The sequence below is a fragment of the Methanolobus vulcani genome (assembly GCF_900100715.1).
In the GTDB taxonomy this organism is placed as follows: Archaea; Halobacteriota; Methanosarcinia; order Methanosarcinales; family Methanosarcinaceae; genus Methanolobus; species Methanolobus vulcani.
This window is the reverse complement of record NZ_FNCA01000002.1, coordinates 35,906-49,570: the sequence shown is the minus strand read 5'-3', so window position 1 is coordinate 49,570 and position 13,665 is coordinate 35,906. Positions and strand designations below refer to the sequence as shown.

Sequence of the window (13,665 nt, the reverse complement as noted above, 5' to 3'; positions counted from 1 at the left end):
TTTATATGGATACGAGATTGAGAAGAATATTACATCAATTTCATGTATGATTATAATCACATTTATGCAAAAATGCCTGATAAATGCTGGAAATGATACTACTTACATCACAATACAGTAGAAATATACAAATACTGATACAGTCTATGACCTGATGTGATCAAATGAAGAGAACAACATTCATATTTATAGGTATTTTACTTGCAGCAATCTTATTATCGGGTTGTGCAGAGTCTACTGAGAAAGCTACCAGCGAATCAGAGGACATAACCATAGGAGCGCTTTTACCACTTACCGGTAATCTTGCCTCCATTGGAGAAGCGAGCCAGGCGGCACTTGTTGTTTCAGCCGGGAATATCAATGATTATTTTTCAGGACTTGGTTCAGGAAAGAATGTAGAAGTAGTTGTAAAGGATACTGAAAGCAATCCTGAAACTGCACTGGAAAAGCTCAAAGAGCTTCATGATATGGGAATTACAATAGTTATTGGTCCGCAGTCAAGCAGTGAAGCAGAAGCAGTACTGGATTATGCAAATGAGAATGGAATTACTCTTCTGAGTACGGCATCAACTGCCCCTTCTTTAGCTATTCCTGATGATAACCTGTTCAGGCTTGTACCTGATGATACGAAACAGGGAATGGTTCTGGCTAAATTCATGAATGAAGAAGGAACCAGTGCTGTGATCCCGATCTACGTTGATGACGTATGGGGTAACGGACTCGTTGATGAGATAGGCGCAAATTTTGAGGAACTCAACGGCACAATGATAGAGGGAGTTGCATATGATACGGAAACCACAAACTTTTCCGCAGAAGTAGAATCACTCAATGAAAAAGTAGTGGCTGCAACTTCTGAATATGAAGATGGAAACGTTGCCGTACTTATTTGTTCATATGGAGAAGTAACAGATATCTTTGCTTTAGCTCAAAATTACCCTGCTCTGTCAGATGTAGACTGGTATGCTACCGATGGTATAGCACTTAACAACGAACTGATCACCGATGAGGATGCAGCCGCATTTGCTGCAACAACCAATATCAAGGCAGCTATGTACGGATACGTAAGAGCTAATGACCTATATCAGGTAGTTGGACCTGAAATTGAAGAAGAGCTTGGAAGAATGCCTGATTCCTATGCATTGGCTGCATATGATGCTCTCTGGCTGGCCACATTCGTGGACCTCGACTCAATCCCGGAGAATGATGATAGCGTTAAACTGGCAATGAAGTCACTCACAAACACATACTACGGTGTGAGCGGATGGACAATTCTCGATGAGAATGGAGACCGAAAATACTGGGATTATGATGTCTGGACAGTCAATGAAACAGACGGAACTTACCAGTGGGAACTTTACGGCAAAGTACTCCTTCCATACAAGAATAACATGGTCGTCATGCGTGGTGAAGAACTGACTTTTGCTTAATTAATGATGGTGGGCTCAAACCACCATTTACTTTTTTATTTCTCTTTTTCCAGAAATCTTGATTGAAATATGACTCTGTTCATAAACATTATTCCCATAAAAGAACTAATAATACCTGAAACTTAATAATAATGATAAACAATATGGTTATGAATATGAATTCTGCTAAGAAAGAAAATCAAATCGATGAATACAAGCAGATCATCATTCCGATACTTGTCAGGAATGATGTTGATAAAGCAGGTATCTTTGGTTCATTTGCCAGAAACGAGGCAAGAGAAGATAGTGACATCGATATTCTTGTAAATTTCAAAAGCAGAAAAACTCTTTTTGACCTTTCAAAACTGGAGATGGAGCTTGAAAAAGAATCTCACCGGAAAGTTGAAGTCATTACTTATGATTCCATAAGTCCGCTTATTCGTGACAGAATCCTAAAAGAAGAAGTGAAGATACTATGAAAGATCCTGAAGTCTTTGTGATGCATATTATTGACTCTATTGAAAAAATAGAGGATTTTACTAGCAACAAAACAAAGGACGATTTTCTGGAAGATGTTCAGCTTCAGGATGCAACTATCAGAAGAATAGAGATTATAGGCGAAGCATCAAAAAACATACCTGAAGATTTCAAAAGCAAATATCCTGATGTGCCCTGGAGTGAAATGGCAAGGACCAGAGACAAGTTGATTCACGGATATTTTGGTGTTGATCTTAATCTCACATGGGATATTATCCAATATGACTTGCCGACACTTAAAGAAAAGATGCATCAAATTCTTGAAGATTTGAAATAGGGACTCTTTTGTCAACAATTTACAATGTTGAATCAAATGTATTTTACATCATTGTAGAGTTCTATTGCCTCTTTGATACGCTGGTTAAGTTCATCAAGTGTCTCTGCCTGAGTATGACAACCTGGCAATTCCGGCACTGAAGCAACATAAATGCCATCCTCATCCTGTTCTATTTCAACTATATAGTTTGCCACAATAACATCCATATTATTTCCGCATTTAGTAATTTAATTCCCTCAACAAATCCTCAATTACAGGTTTTGCTTCGGGAATGCCTTCTTTCACACTAAGCCACACAACTTCCAGATTTACGCCAAAATAAGCATGTATTAATTTGTCCCTGATGCCTGCCAAATCTTTCCACGGAACAGCAGGATACTTTTGTCTTATATCATCTGGAACGTTCTTTGCAGCTTCACCAATAATCTCCAGTGCCCTGATTACAGCATACTGGGTCTTAGTATCCTCAATAAACTCGTCAAATGAACAGTCACTTACAAAGTCTTCTGCTGTTTCCATAGCATTATAGATATCCTGTACATAGTCCCTTATGTCCCGAATTCTAACACCTCAAACAGCTTCAACTTCGTTCAGTATGTACTTCCCAATATTCGGCTTTAGTGCATCTTTCATTACAAGATCAACCTTTATTCCAAGGCAATCTGATAGATAGTTCTCAAGATGAACAAACCTGAAAATTGTCGGAGTCCTACTAAATTCCACCAGCACATCAAGGTCACTTTCTGGAGTGTGCTCTCCACGTACATAGGAACCGAATAGTCCTATGTAGCTGACATTGTATTCTTCCTCAAGCTCCGGCAACATTTCATGGAGCTTTTTCCTGTAAGTTTCAATATCATTTTTGGCTGGCATTTTCATCTCGAAAAGTGTTTTTCAGTTATATGTTATTTTTAATATGTATAAGTTCTCTGTTAATTTCAATACTGTTTTATTTCTTGAAACTGTTTATTTTATAAGAATTCTAGAACAAAACAAAGAGTAAATATGACTTTCTCTGAAATAAACAACAAACTTACAACTATTAATTCAGAAGACCTTCTAACATCAGATATAATTGGATGTTGTTCTTTTTTAAACTATGAAGATTTTTTGAAATGCATACTGAAGGTAGCAATACATTTTGATGAAAGAAAAAAATTGGTTGTCAACGAACCTGTTCTTTCAGATCAATACATTTTTTGGCCAATGGTAAAAACAGGAAGAACACGCACAGAGCCAGATGTTATAATTATCCTACATCACCCTGAAAATAAGTGTACCTTAATTCTTATAGAGGCAAAATATAACTCAGGAAAATCATCCGAAGCAGACTATAATGTAGACGATGTTACCGATCAACTAGCAAGAGAACTAAGAATAATCGAAGAACAACAGTTATATGTGCAGCTATCAGGGCTTGAAGGAAAAGAGATAATTTCAAAAGCCTTGGTCTATGTGACTGCCGATGATACCATCCCACAAAAATCACTTTCTGATTCTGCTAGTGAATTTATGAAAAAACCCAGGGGGACCAAATATAAAAAAACAATAGAGTTGCCTTTATACTGGCTTCCCTGGTGGAAAATAGAAGATATTGCAACAAAAGCAGAACATTACAAATTTGAAGAGAAAACAAAGAACAGAATAATAAGACATATCAAAGACGTATTGCAAGCAAAAAAACTTTCAAGATTTGGTGGGGTATCTATAATCAATTTTGAGTTCCCACATTATTCATATACATCAGAAATTGAAGATCACGTTGATATGAAATATCATTTCTTAGTCTGTGTTCCTCCAATATCATACAAGTATAGTAAACATGAAAACGCAAAAGAATATAATTTTAATAGCTTCTTCTCAAAAATTACATACAATTACCATATAAGGGAGTAAAACATGGAGAGTATAGATTTCAATCAGCAATTAAGCCAATCTTTTGAAAATATGAATAGGTTTTTTCATGAAATTGCATCTTTACTAAGGGATTGTGACCGATTGATAGGCGAAGAGGGCTACACCACGTTTAATGGAAATACAGCAATCTACGAACAAAGCAGATCATTATTGAATCCAGAAGCATGGATTCCCTCATATTTTTGTAGAGCTTATGCTCTTGAATCGGAAATTGATGAGAAAAGTCCAAATGAGATTTTGTTTATTAGCCTCTTTTTAAGATATGATGGTGGCTGTAAAGATATAATAATGAATGATAATGTTCCCCTTATTGTTTGTGGCGTCATCATTCCACATGATCCTAAGTCTTTTAAATTTGAAGGCTGGTTGTCTAAAAGATGGTTCTGGACAGATAATCCTGAAAAAAACAACATGCTAAACGATGATATCTCGAAACCAAGAATTTATGAAATACCATCGGGACATTATAATAACTCAAAATCAATTACAACTTTCGCTTATCCATTGGAAAAAGTGAAAAGCACAATAGAATTGAAAGACCATATTATTCAAAAATTGGTTGAGTCTGCAAGAGAATTGAAAGATAATTAAAGAAACAACATACTTGCTACAAACATCTGTGTCATTTGGCCCAAATCACATTATTATTTCCAACCAAACCAATGTTTTAATCAGCATCAACCAAGTATTTGGTTTACTAAACCAAATAATAATACATTTATTTGGTCTACCAGACCAAATAGATATAAACAAAGAACACTCACTATAAAACATGGACAAAGAGAAACTAAAAATCCTGCTGAAAGAGCAGAATGACCACATCAAAGATGTTGAAGATCTGGTCAAAAGGGAACTGCTGGATGAAATAAAGGGCAGGAAGTCAGACCTTATCACAATAGTTGCGGGGCTTCGCAGAGTTGGGAAATCAACGCTCATGAATGAGATAAGGAAAGATCATCTTCATGAAAGCTATTTTGTGAACTTTGATGATGAGAGGTTCTTTGATTTTACAATAGAGGACTTTCAGACCATGCAGGAACTGCTCATCGAGCTGTATGGTGAAAGAAACATCTACTTTTTTGATGAGATACAGAACATTCGCGGTTGGGAGAGGTTTGTCAGAAGGCTTCATGACAGTGGAAAAATGGTGTATGTCACCGGTTCCAATGCAAGTATGCTGAGTCGGGAGATGGGAACACACCTCACAGGCAGGCATCTTAGTTATTCATTGTATCCGTATTCTTTCAGGGAATTCCTTCGTTATAAAAAATATGAGCTGCCAATCCCGGAAGTGCTTACTACTGTGGAGAGAAGTACACTTAAAAGGCACTTCAATGAGTATATTGAAGCCGGAGGAATACCGGAATTCGTGAAGAACCGGGATGAGCTCTATGTCAAAACACTGTATGAGAACATAATCTACAGGGACATAATAGCACGATACAACCTCAAAGATGAAAAAGCACTCAAAACAACTGCCTACTTTGCGGCATCCAACATCGCAAAGGAGATAAGTTACAATAATGTCAGAAAACTTACAGGCCTTTCCAGTGCAACTACAATAAAAGAATACTTTGAGTACCTTGAGAACAGTTATCTCGCGTATCTTTTACCTAGATTCTCCACATCCCTCAAGACGCAGGTCTATTCCAACAAAAAAGTGTACTTCATAGACACAGCCATCGCTAAGATACTGGGTTTCAGAACATCAGAGGATTATGGAAGAATCCTTGAGAATATTGTGTTCATGGAACTAAAAAGAAGGAATCTTGAAATCTATTATCACAGAGAAAAGAAAGAATGCGATTTTGTCATCAGGAATGGTTACAACATAGCAGAAGCAATCCAGGTCACAAAGAGTCTTGAAAATCCGGATACAAGAAAAAGAGAAATTGAAGGATTGTTTGATGCTCTGGAAGCCTACAACCTGAGTGAAGGTCTTATTCTCACAGACGATACGGAAGACAGTATCGAGATGGATGGCAAACAGATAACTGTTAAGCCTATCTGGAAATGGATGCTTGAATGAGTTATTAAATTTCAAGGTATGTCGGAGTCAATATTTCATGGCAATTATGTAACGCGCCGCCTGCGGCGGATGGTTTAATTGTTACTAATCCTGAAAACTTCATTCCTCATCATCCACAAACATCTTTGCCACCAGACCCAGATGGTCTTCGTGGAAAGGTTCAAGCTCTTTTCTTTCCAGCACCTCGAACTCGATGTCAAAACCGCTTTCCAGTTTGCGGACCTCTTCCTTGAATATCTTCTTCGGGCTGGCAACGGTGTCAATGCTCCGTGACTTGATGGAGAGCATCAGATGGCCGTGTTCTTCTAAGAAGTATTTTGAATTGATAGCTGCAATCTCAGCCTGGTTGGGCTGGGCAACATCCTGAAAAATTACATCCGCTTTTTCCACTATATGAGCGTAGGATTGTGGTTTGTTGGCGTCTGCAAGAATAGGAATAATATTCGGACGCTGGTCGCAGAGCTGGATAAGGTCACGCATGGTGCGTGGAGAGAACTCAACTGCGTAGACAAGTCCGTCTGTTAGTATGTCGGATACGTGGCTTACTGTTGTTCCTGAAGCTGCACCGAGATAGAGTACTATGGAATCAGATTTAAGTGGAATATCGAAATTCTTTAGCACCATAGCTCCGAGTTTGCTCCTGCTTGGATCCCACTGGCGGTATTCTGTATCGTCTTCTGTAATGAGACGCTCACCGTAGACACTCATGCCCGGAATCATATTCCTTGTTGCAAGCATCTTCCTGTCATCGATATCCAGTTCATAGATACCGCTGGATAACTCTCTTACCGGCATCAGTTACTACCTCCTGACTTTTTGTTTTTTTTCCGTCCCCTGTTCCTGCGTTTGCCACCTTTACCTTGTGGTTTTGCTTCCGGCTTCCTCTCAGGAGGATTTGGGTTAGCCTGTCTTATGTGTTCCAGTTTCTTATCGAGGGCTTCCTTGATGGACGGATCAAGTTCACCGGAGTAAAAATCAGTCCTTGCAGCAAGACTGATCTTAGCTGCAAGTGCCCTTGCAAGTTTTCCTCTCTGCCACCAGGGTGCATTCTTGATAACAGGATTGTTAAAGATAATTCCGTGTTTAGGGGACGGTGCCCGGGAGCGCAGATGCTTGAAAAGCGCCCTGCTAGCACCAATTACCTGAACCGTGCTGGATGGGAAAGCAGCCAGCTTCTCAAGGCTTCCAGCCATACTCATAAGACGGGCACCAAGTGAAGCACCGGCAATCTCGCAAAGGTTCGGTGCTACCGAGCCCATGCTTGTATTAATGTAATTCTCGATATACCTGCGTGTGTCGTACAGGCTGCAGATGTTGTTTGCAAAAGTTCTCAGAAGCTCCTCATCTGCAAACAGGAGTTCAGCACCCATTGAACTTGATGCCTTCTCTGACATTTCATGGTCCTCAGGAACATTTGTCCTTGAACCGTAAGCAGAAACAAATCTTGCAAGCTCCTCACCTGTCATTTCAAGTTCCGGGAAATACCTTCCATACCACTCGAACAGGCGTTCGCTCAACTCGTTCACGTTCTTATCGATATCATCCAAAGCCTCGACTGCCTGGATAATTCTTGAATCATCGGTATCGGTCTGTGAAATCTGGCTCTTTGCAGCTCTTATACAAACATCACGCAGCAGAATATCATAATCCTCGTCAAGTTCTACAAAACCACATTCAAGTGCAGCATCCCTCAGATCAGCCCTCTGTAATGGGACAGACTGTGGATTTTCCTTTGAGCTCTCCTGCAACTGCACAACAAGCTCTGCCAGCTTTTCAGGGTCCTTATCAAAAAGATCGCAGTCCTCCATCTCACCGTCTGCATCAAGTTTTAGTTTTCCGAACCATGCAGTGAATTCAATATCTGCCAGCTTAGACCCTCCTTATCTCTGCACCAGTGTTGTTCGCCCTGGTAACAAGAACCTTTCCACCTATTGTTTTGTCAAGAAGTTCCTGTACATCCTCCTGCAGATATGCAGCATCTTCAGGATTTTCAACGATTCCATAAACAGCAGGTCCGAATGAACTCATACCTGCACCGTAGGCACCGTTGTCCTGCATCAGGGTCATAACGTCTTTTACAACCTGATGCTGAAGGGCTACTTCACGTTTCTTAAAACCGATGTTCTGTATGTGGTTTATGCAATAACCAAAAGCTTCGATGTCCTGCTCCATAATAGCAGGCATCATTTTCATAAGAATGATATGTGAGAGTTCCTGAACCTCATTCAGAGGAATCGGACACTCTTTCTGGAAGATATTGACCTCTTTTGCATCGTGTGCCCCTGTTGTATCAGGAAGTGCAAGCACTATGTCCCAGTCTGGAAAATCGTTTCTGAAAAGCACTGGAGCCGGGTCTGCCCTGCTTGCAGAAGATGGTGAGAATGAACCTTTATCGATAAACCTGTGACCTCCGTCAACTATGAAACCGCCCATCTCAAATGATGCAACACCAATACCGGATGTTCCACCGCGTCCAACTGCAACTGCAAGTTCCCTTACGCTCATGCCAAGACCATATATATCATTCACAGCCGCAGCGGCAGAGAGCGCTGCCTGGGTGCCGGAGCCAAAACCGACGTGTGCCAGCATATCTTCTTCAATTTTAAGGCTAATACCCTCGCCTTCAGGAAGGACCTGCTTTACAGCACTGACCATCCTTTCGGCAAGAAAAGAGTCACCCATCACTTCAATAGTATCTGATTTTTCCGCAGATATAATAACATGCGGAGATTCTATCGAAATTCCTGCGCCTCCATCCACTCTTCCAAGTTGCGCATTCAGGTCGATAAGAGTCAGATGAAGTCTTGATGGGGACTTAATAGTAATCATGTCATGGGTTATCAGTGACACATACTATTAAAGATTACCACTTGATTTTCTGTAATATTTTTTAATAAAAAAGCTCCATGAAAACCTAAGTACACTCATGTTAAATACAAACTTCAAAATAACAGGAATAAAACGATACAATCTTATACGGAGCTTGCCGGACATATCAAATTCAATCTTGCTCTCCACAAAATCCGGCTCCAGATTCATTCTCAGATTTTTAAAATTGCATTTGAGATAAGCCATCAATGCATGCGAATATCCACATGCAATACCAGTATATGATGGATCAGGGAATCCATAAACTGCATTTACCCTGGCATCAGGAATCTTTATAGCGCAGACAAGTCCCTTGATAAATCTAATTACAGGTGCCCTCAGTTGCCTGAAAGTCTGTATCATCTCGGAATAGGTCATATCAATTGACTTTTTCTTTTTAGTTTTCTCTTTTTCACCGGATTCCTGAAAATGCCCCTTTACCTTTTCTGTAACGTATTTTTCTGCATCCTTGAACTCCTCAGGAAAATCGTCATTTGAATGCTCATCATTAACCTCATCCTCCGGCTCGGGACTCACCTGTCTGGAAAATAATAACCAGTGAACAACAACAGTATGTTCAACCGATACACCGGAGCCTTTCATATCAAAAACAACATCTATTGCGGCAAACAGGACTAAGAGAACTAAAAATACAATAAGAAGCAGTATCACCGTTAGGATCGATAGCATATCTGCTCCTGTGCGGGCCTGTCAGCAAAAAAAGAAAGAATCAGTCTTCTGAAGACTCTTCTGCACCCTCACAGGGTCCATCGCCTTCACAACTGTCATCTTTCTTTGACTTCTTCATGGACTTGACTTTCTCAATGAGTCCCGGAACTGATTCAAGGATCTTTCCAAAATCAGTCTGTCCTGACATAGTCATGAGTTTTGTGCCTTCTGCAGATATCACAATAAATGCAACAGGCTCTATTTTCGCACCGGCACCGCCACCGCCGCCAAAGCCTTCTTCCTCACCCATTTTCTTGCCTTCACCGCCGCCGGTTCCAAATCCAAATGAAACCTTGGTGACAGGAATAATGGTAGTCTCACCTACGACCATAGCTTCTCCAACTACGGTCTTTGTGCTCACAAGTCTTTCAAGTTCTGTGGATACTTCCTTCATTAGATCTTCTAATGCCATATTTTAACCCCTATAAGAATAATGGAATTTCATTGCTAATATTATTTCCTGATAAGAGAAGTATCTTCAAAATATATAGAAGTAGTCCCTGTAAAATATGGAGGAACTATATATCAAAAATCCCGTAAATTTCAAAAAATACGGTGTTTAACTTTCAGAATTGTCCTGGAAGAAATTCATAAGAGAATATTTCACCTTTTCAGGATCAACATCAATAAATTCGTCTCTTTCATCATCAGGGAACATTTCAAACACGGAGAATTTCCCGAACTTCTTCGGCGCTTCAGTTGTGAACCTGCCGTCAAGAAGGATCCTTACCCCATAATCGACCGGTGAACGCACAACTCTCCCCATAGCCTGACGGATCTTACGGATAGTCGGCACCTGAACTGCAAATTCCCAGCCTGCACCAAACCCAAAAGTATGATCATAAGCAGATTCAACAGCATTCATCCTGTCATTCAATGCAGGATAACCGACACCTACTATAATAACAGTTCTTCCCCTGCCATCACGGTAATCAATTCCTTCGCTGAGAGTTCCCCAGAGATACGAGACAAGAACTGCTTTTCCACCGGATTCACCCATCCTGAAGAAATCTTCCCTGATCTCCTGGGATGACACACCCACCTCATCAAGAAAAACAGGAACACTCAGACGTGATTCCAGTTTATTGTAATAACGCCTTGCTTCAAAGGAACTCTGGAAAAAGATAATCACATTACCTTCTGTCTGCTCAATGGAATCAAATATTACTTCTTCAACTGCCTGAAGAGTCTGCGGATCATCTCTTGTCTTTGCAAACAAAGGTGGAACTGAAACTGAAAGAGTCAGCCTTCTATCCTCCGGGAACGAGGTTCCGTAGGATAATTCACAAGTAGGTCTTGCAATTCCAAGTGTGGACTTGACCATATCAAATGGTCGCAGGGTTGCTGACATAAGCACCGCTGAGAAAAGCGAATCAAACAAAGGCTCAGTTACATTCTTCGGAATACATGTGAAAAGTTCTATACGGCCGTATATCTCATCATTGAGGTCACGCCTCACATTCAATACCGGATAATAGTTCAGGTTATTTGAAAGTACAAGATAGGATGATAGGAAATCTGCCGCATACCTTATATGGGAGCGTTTCAGGACACCTGTAAGTCCTTTTTTATACTGCTCGCGATAGTTCTCATCAAGCATAGCTCCAAAAGCGCTTGCTTCAGAAAGGGTTGCCTGAATTGCAGCTTCATCGCCAAAACCTGCTTCTAGTGCTTGTTTCAGGAATTTACCCCTAACCATATCATTACGCTCATATGGATCACTGATACGCATATCATACCAGTGTCTTCCAACACGTTCACGTTCTCCGAATTTGAAACGGTTGTTATAGATATCCTGCATTACACTGGTCAGTATCTTAAGCAAATTATGGATTCCGCCATCCGGCATGATATCGAGATTTGCCTCGATCTCGGCAATTGCTTTTTCCAGTGTGTGTTCGGTTATTGTAATGGATGAATGAGACCTTGCAGCAGATTCGATATTATGTGCCTCGTCAAAGATCACAATAACATCCTGCGGTTCTTTTTCAAGCCAGTTGAGCACGGTCATGAAAATATCGGAATTGAGCACATGATGGAAATTACATATCACAAGCTCTGCATGTTTCAGTTCACGTTTCAGCAGTTCGTAACCACACATGCCTTTCTGGAAAGCATAATCATTGACCTCTTCAGGCGTGCGGACATCATCGAAAAGCCATTGTCTGAAAGCTTCTCCGTCATAACGCAGCACTTCATAAAGATAGTCACAGGAACGCTTGCGAAGCTCTCTTGATTTTTCTTCTGCAACATCAAGCTCCTTGGAAAGAGCATCACGCAATGCTACAAGAGCAGGATCCTTTGATTTTTTATAATTCTCATACGCAGACTTCATTTCCTGCTTTTTAAGAGCGAGTTCCCTTTCGGTTTCCAGAAGTTCGAATGTGTTCTCACGTTTGAGCCTGCATTCCTCATAATCAGTCTCATTCGGACACATTGTGGCTTTACCTTTTACCACTGCAACCTTCAGGTCGTTTGTCTGCTTTATCTCACGGGCCTCGTTAATGAACTGAACCATCTGCTGATGAACGTTTGTTGCAATAATGACGGTCTTCTGAAGTTGTTTTCCCACATTAAGTGAAGGTGCCAGTGCACTGAGAGTTTTGCCTGTACCGCATGCTCCTTCAAAAAGTATGATCTCCTTATTAATGAGAGAAGCATGGATCTTATCCATTGCATCCTGCTGATTCGGGTAGCAGGTTTCCTTTGGGAAATATTTCATGTATCCGGTTTTGCCGCTCATCGCACTACCTATGAGCTCACATTACTTAAACGATTTTGATACAGCAGAATCATTCTACAGGAATCACTTTACATTCACATTCAGATATCAGGCGCTGTGTTTTAATGTCAAATACTTTGATGGTTATCATGCTATTCTCTTTCAAACCATAGTTATTGGACGTATTTGTATTTCCGTTTACGCTAACAGATACTGAAGATGCCGAAGTGCCATCAATGCTGTCTTTACCATTCAGGATTAATTTTTCGCCTGGAGACCAAACACCATCCAAAAGAGCAGAATTCCTTGAAGCATATGCCGAAATCTTACCATCAAATAAAAGGTTATTGTAACTGATAAAGACATCACCATTCAGGTAACCACCAACCCCACCTATGCAGACGGGAGTGTAACTATTCCCATCACCAGTTATGATTATTTTTGTAGAATCAATAAATAATGGTTCACCACCTGTATGTTCAAGATAAATAAAGTTCTTAGCAAAGCCTACATGATAGCCAATAGAACCTTCTGACTCTGCCTTTATACCTGACATTGGAGCGCTAGAGAGTGATGTACTGAGATCATCACTATAAACTGCCGACACTGTAACACCTGCCAGTACTATTGTTAAAAGTAACATCAGCACAACTCCCAGTATAGGTGATGTGCCACCCCCATCATTCAAAATCATAAAATTTTTTTCAACCACATGTAGAAATCTAATACCAACTATATAAATTAATCTTAATCATCATAATATATTCGGTGCCAGTATACAAGCGCCCGAATAATTAAATTATAGAAAAATTAGCTTTTTATGCTTATATATAGAACAGCAATAGAATAGCAGTATCCATGTTTTCATTTTAATAACGATAACTTTTTATCTCACTTATGTTATGATAGAGTGTAGAGTTCAACTAGTATACTCTAGTAAAATATACAAATGCAATAGCATGTTGTTATACAACTAAAGGAGCGTAAAACAAATGGTAGCAATTATTACTGTCGATGAATGCGTAGGATGCGGAACATGTGTAGACGAGTGCCCAGCAGAGGCAATCACACTCAACGGTGAAAACATTGCAATCGTAGATGCAGGCGAGTGCCTTGACTGCGGTGCATGTGTTGACGTCTGCCCAACAGACGCAATCGCAATGGAATAAGATTAGACATC

General features: G+C 40.2%; 17 protein-coding genes. 7 read left to right on the top strand and 10 right to left on the bottom strand.

Annotation, left to right across the window (positions count from 1 at the left end; translation table 11 throughout):
• The first annotated feature begins 164 nt into the window (after nucleotides 1-164).
• The 3 genes from BLP52_RS02730 (at nucleotide 165) to BLP52_RS02720 (ending at nucleotide 2,220) form a co-directional block, all read left to right on the top strand.
• On the top strand, nucleotides 165-1,427 hold the full coding sequence (locus BLP52_RS02730; RefSeq protein WP_091708511.1) for an ABC transporter substrate-binding protein: 1,263 nt from the start codon (nucleotides 165-167) through the stop codon (nucleotides 1,425-1,427).
• A gap of 155 nt (nucleotides 1,428-1,582) precedes the next feature.
• Nucleotides 1,583-1,885 carry a nucleotidyltransferase family protein gene (locus tag BLP52_RS02725; protein ID WP_091709148.1) on the top strand — a complete coding sequence of 101 codons (303 nt, stop codon included), beginning with the start codon at nucleotides 1,583-1,585 and terminating at the stop codon, nucleotides 1,883-1,885.
• On the top strand, nucleotides 1,882-2,220 hold the full coding sequence (locus BLP52_RS02720; protein WP_091708509.1) for a HepT-like ribonuclease domain-containing protein: 339 nt from the start codon (nucleotides 1,882-1,884) through the stop codon (nucleotides 2,218-2,220). Before BLP52_RS02725 ends, BLP52_RS02720 begins: the two co-directional genes overlap by 4 nt.
• A 32-nt stretch (nucleotides 2,221-2,252) precedes the next feature.
• Here the strand turns inward: BLP52_RS02720 and BLP52_RS02715 are convergent, their stop codons facing one another.
• Genes BLP52_RS02715 through BLP52_RS02705 form a run of 3 tightly spaced genes read right to left on the bottom strand, consistent with a single transcriptional unit; the run spans nucleotide 2,253 to nucleotide 3,099 of the window.
• Complete coding sequence (locus tag BLP52_RS02715) at nucleotides 2,253-2,426, bottom strand: type II toxin-antitoxin system HicB family antitoxin (protein ID WP_238380698.1); 174 nt, start codon at nucleotides 2,424-2,426, stop codon at nucleotides 2,253-2,255.
• Nucleotides 2,427-2,439: 13 nt separating this feature from the next.
• Nucleotides 2,440-2,739: a HepT-like ribonuclease domain-containing protein gene (locus BLP52_RS02710; RefSeq protein WP_091708507.1), complete on the bottom strand. Its 300-nt coding sequence runs from the start codon at nucleotides 2,737-2,739 to the stop codon at nucleotides 2,440-2,442.
• A 51-nt stretch (nucleotides 2,740-2,790) separates the two neighbouring features.
• Nucleotides 2,791-3,099, bottom strand: a complete 309-nt coding sequence (locus BLP52_RS02705; RefSeq protein WP_202905715.1) for a nucleotidyltransferase family protein — start codon at nucleotides 3,097-3,099, stop codon at nucleotides 2,791-2,793.
• 126 nt (nucleotides 3,100-3,225) lie between these two features.
• Between BLP52_RS02705 and BLP52_RS02700 the strand changes: the two genes are divergently transcribed.
• The 3 genes from BLP52_RS02700 (at nucleotide 3,226) to BLP52_RS02690 (ending at nucleotide 6,166) form a co-directional block, all read left to right on the top strand.
• The gene (locus BLP52_RS02700) at nucleotides 3,226-4,116 is read left to right on the top strand and encodes a hypothetical protein (protein WP_091708504.1); all 891 of its coding nucleotides are present in this window, start codon (nucleotides 3,226-3,228) and stop codon (nucleotides 4,114-4,116) included.
• Nucleotides 4,117-4,119: 3 nt separating this feature from the next.
• Nucleotides 4,120-4,728 (top strand): hypothetical protein, encoded by a 609-nt coding sequence (locus BLP52_RS02695; protein WP_091708502.1) that lies wholly within the window; start codon nucleotides 4,120-4,122, stop codon nucleotides 4,726-4,728.
• A 181-nt stretch (nucleotides 4,729-4,909) separates the two neighbouring features.
• Complete coding sequence (locus BLP52_RS02690) at nucleotides 4,910-6,166, top strand: ATP-binding protein (protein ID WP_091708500.1); 1,257 nt, start codon at nucleotides 4,910-4,912, stop codon at nucleotides 6,164-6,166.
• Nucleotides 6,167-6,265: 99 nt separating this feature from the next.
• On the opposite strand, the gene BLP52_RS02685 is transcribed toward BLP52_RS02690, so the two are convergent.
• From BLP52_RS02685 to BLP52_RS02655, 7 genes are all read right to left on the bottom strand, one after another.
• On the bottom strand, nucleotides 6,266-6,961 hold the full coding sequence (locus tag BLP52_RS02685; protein WP_091708499.1) for a fibrillarin-like rRNA/tRNA 2'-O-methyltransferase: 696 nt from the start codon (nucleotides 6,959-6,961) through the stop codon (nucleotides 6,266-6,268).
• A complete protein-coding gene (locus BLP52_RS02680) occupies nucleotides 6,961-7,974 on the bottom strand; it encodes an NOP5/NOP56 family protein (protein ID WP_202905714.1) in 1,014 nt (337 codons plus the stop codon). The genes BLP52_RS02685 and BLP52_RS02680 overlap by 1 nt, the downstream gene beginning before the upstream one ends.
• Before the next feature lie 61 nt (nucleotides 7,975-8,035).
• Nucleotides 8,036-8,995, bottom strand: coding sequence for a beta-ribofuranosylaminobenzene 5'-phosphate synthase (locus tag BLP52_RS02675; protein ID WP_091709145.1), 960 nt, complete (start codon nucleotides 8,993-8,995; stop codon nucleotides 8,036-8,038).
• A 27-nt stretch (nucleotides 8,996-9,022) separates the two neighbouring features.
• On the bottom strand, nucleotides 9,023-9,724 hold the full coding sequence (locus BLP52_RS02670) for a DUF2953 domain-containing protein (RefSeq protein WP_091708496.1): 702 nt from the start codon (nucleotides 9,722-9,724) through the stop codon (nucleotides 9,023-9,025).
• Nucleotides 9,725-9,764: 40 nt separating this feature from the next.
• Nucleotides 9,765-10,175: a GerW family sporulation protein gene (locus BLP52_RS02665; RefSeq protein WP_091708494.1), complete on the bottom strand. Its 411-nt coding sequence runs from the start codon at nucleotides 10,173-10,175 to the stop codon at nucleotides 9,765-9,767.
• 147 nt (nucleotides 10,176-10,322) lie between these two features.
• Nucleotides 10,323-12,506, bottom strand: coding sequence for an ATP-dependent DNA helicase (locus tag BLP52_RS02660; RefSeq protein ID WP_091708493.1), 2,184 nt, complete (start codon nucleotides 12,504-12,506; stop codon nucleotides 10,323-10,325).
• 49 nt (nucleotides 12,507-12,555) lie between these two features.
• Nucleotides 12,556-13,173, bottom strand: coding sequence for a type IV pilin N-terminal domain-containing protein (locus BLP52_RS02655; protein ID WP_162272927.1), 618 nt, complete (start codon nucleotides 13,171-13,173; stop codon nucleotides 12,556-12,558).
• A 304-nt stretch (nucleotides 13,174-13,477) separates the two neighbouring features.
• Here BLP52_RS02655 and BLP52_RS02650 point away from each other — a divergent pair, with 304 nt between their 5' ends.
• Nucleotides 13,478-13,654: a 4Fe-4S binding protein gene (locus tag BLP52_RS02650; protein ID WP_091708489.1), complete on the top strand. Its 177-nt coding sequence runs from the start codon at nucleotides 13,478-13,480 to the stop codon at nucleotides 13,652-13,654.
• The last annotated feature ends 11 nt before the right edge of the window (nucleotides 13,655-13,665 follow it).

Bases quoted from the DNA above. Each gene is read 5' to 3' on its own strand.
- BLP52_RS02730 (WP_091708511.1), top strand. From the start codon at position 165: ATGAAGAGAACAACATTCATATTTATAGGTATTTTACTTGCAGCAATC.
- BLP52_RS02725 (WP_091709148.1), top strand. From the start codon at position 1,583: ATGAATTCTGCTAAGAAAGAAAATCAAATCGATGAATACAAGCAGATC.
- BLP52_RS02720 (WP_091708509.1), top strand. From the start codon at position 1,882: ATGAAAGATCCTGAAGTCTTTGTGATGCATATTATTGACTCTATTGAA.
- BLP52_RS02715 (WP_238380698.1), bottom strand. From the start codon at position 2,426: ATGGATGTTATTGTGGCAAACTATATAGTTGAAATAGAACAGGATGAG.
- BLP52_RS02710 (WP_091708507.1), bottom strand. From the start codon at position 2,739: ATGGAAACAGCAGAAGACTTTGTAAGTGACTGTTCATTTGACGAGTTT.
- BLP52_RS02705 (WP_202905715.1), bottom strand. From the start codon at position 3,099: ATGAAAATGCCAGCCAAAAATGATATTGAAACTTACAGGAAAAAGCTC.
- BLP52_RS02700 (WP_091708504.1), top strand. From the start codon at position 3,226: ATGACTTTCTCTGAAATAAACAACAAACTTACAACTATTAATTCAGAA.
- BLP52_RS02695 (WP_091708502.1), top strand. From the start codon at position 4,120: ATGGAGAGTATAGATTTCAATCAGCAATTAAGCCAATCTTTTGAAAAT.
- BLP52_RS02690 (WP_091708500.1), top strand. From the start codon at position 4,910: ATGGACAAAGAGAAACTAAAAATCCTGCTGAAAGAGCAGAATGACCAC.
- BLP52_RS02685 (WP_091708499.1), bottom strand. From the start codon at position 6,961: ATGCCGGTAAGAGAGTTATCCAGCGGTATCTATGAACTGGATATCGAT.
- BLP52_RS02680 (WP_202905714.1), bottom strand. From the start codon at position 7,974: ATGGAGGACTGCGATCTTTTTGATAAGGACCCTGAAAAGCTGGCAGAG.
- BLP52_RS02675 (WP_091709145.1), bottom strand. From the start codon at position 8,995: ATGATTACTATTAAGTCCCCATCAAGACTTCATCTGACTCTTATCGAC.
- BLP52_RS02670 (WP_091708496.1), bottom strand. From the start codon at position 9,724: ATGCTATCGATCCTAACGGTGATACTGCTTCTTATTGTATTTTTAGTT.
- BLP52_RS02665 (WP_091708494.1), bottom strand. From the start codon at position 10,175: ATGGCATTAGAAGATCTAATGAAGGAAGTATCCACAGAACTTGAAAGA.
- BLP52_RS02660 (WP_091708493.1), bottom strand. From the start codon at position 12,506: ATGAGCGGCAAAACCGGATACATGAAATATTTCCCAAAGGAAACCTGC.
- BLP52_RS02650 (WP_091708489.1), top strand. From the start codon at position 13,478: ATGGTAGCAATTATTACTGTCGATGAATGCGTAGGATGCGGAACATGT.